This is a genomic window from Pseudoalteromonas sp. SWN29, from assembly GCF_015864465.1.
GTDB lineage: Bacteria > Pseudomonadota > Gammaproteobacteria > Enterobacterales > Alteromonadaceae > Pseudoalteromonas.
Genome location: NZ_JADYXE010000145.1, coordinates 1 through 674 on the forward strand (window position 1 = coordinate 1; position 674 = coordinate 674).

1 protein-coding gene is annotated in these 674 nt (G+C 44.8%); it reads left to right on the plus strand.

The window, feature by feature from the left end:
- A partial coding sequence (locus I6F53_RS20200) for an IS30 family transposase (protein ID WP_197240947.1) occupies nucleotides 1-574 on the plus strand: 574 nt, incomplete at its 5' end.
- Nucleotides 575-674 lie beyond the last annotated feature (100 nt).

Genomic DNA, 674 nt, shown 5'->3' on the forward strand with positions numbered 1-674 from the left:
ACACGGTAAGAAATATCACAGGCGCAGTCATGGTAAAACAAACCGAGGGCAAATAAAAAATCGCGTTAGCATTGAAGAGCGCCCACAAATAGTTGATGAGAAAGGCCGTATCGGAGATTGGGAAATAGATACCGTCATAGGCAAAGGTCATCGAGGCGCCCTTGTTACCATTGTAGAGCGGGTCACCCAATTCACTGTATCAACTCAGGTGGCAGGCAAAACAGCACAAGCCGTCACTGCGGCGACGATAGAACTATTAAGGCCATATAGGTCAGCGCTTCATAGCATCACGGCTGACAATGGAAAAGAGTTCGCTTATCACGAGCAAATCACAGAGGCTTTAAGTGTACCTGTTTATTTTGCTCACCCTTATCACTCATGGGAGCGCGGATTGAATGAAAACACGAATGGATTACTACGCCAGTATTGGCCGAAGAGCACAGATTTTACGGCGGTTACACCAGCGCAAGTAATACCTGTACTTGAGCAACTTAATAATCGTCCAAGGAAGACACTTGGATTTGAAACGCCTGCAAAATTGATGCAGGATCACTTGGCGGCTAAAGCCGCCTAAACGTTATGCACTTCAGATTTGAATCCGCGTAATTTAATTATAAGGAAGTTGTATGTACACAGGTTCATGTTTATGTGGGGAGGTTACAGTAAAAATAACG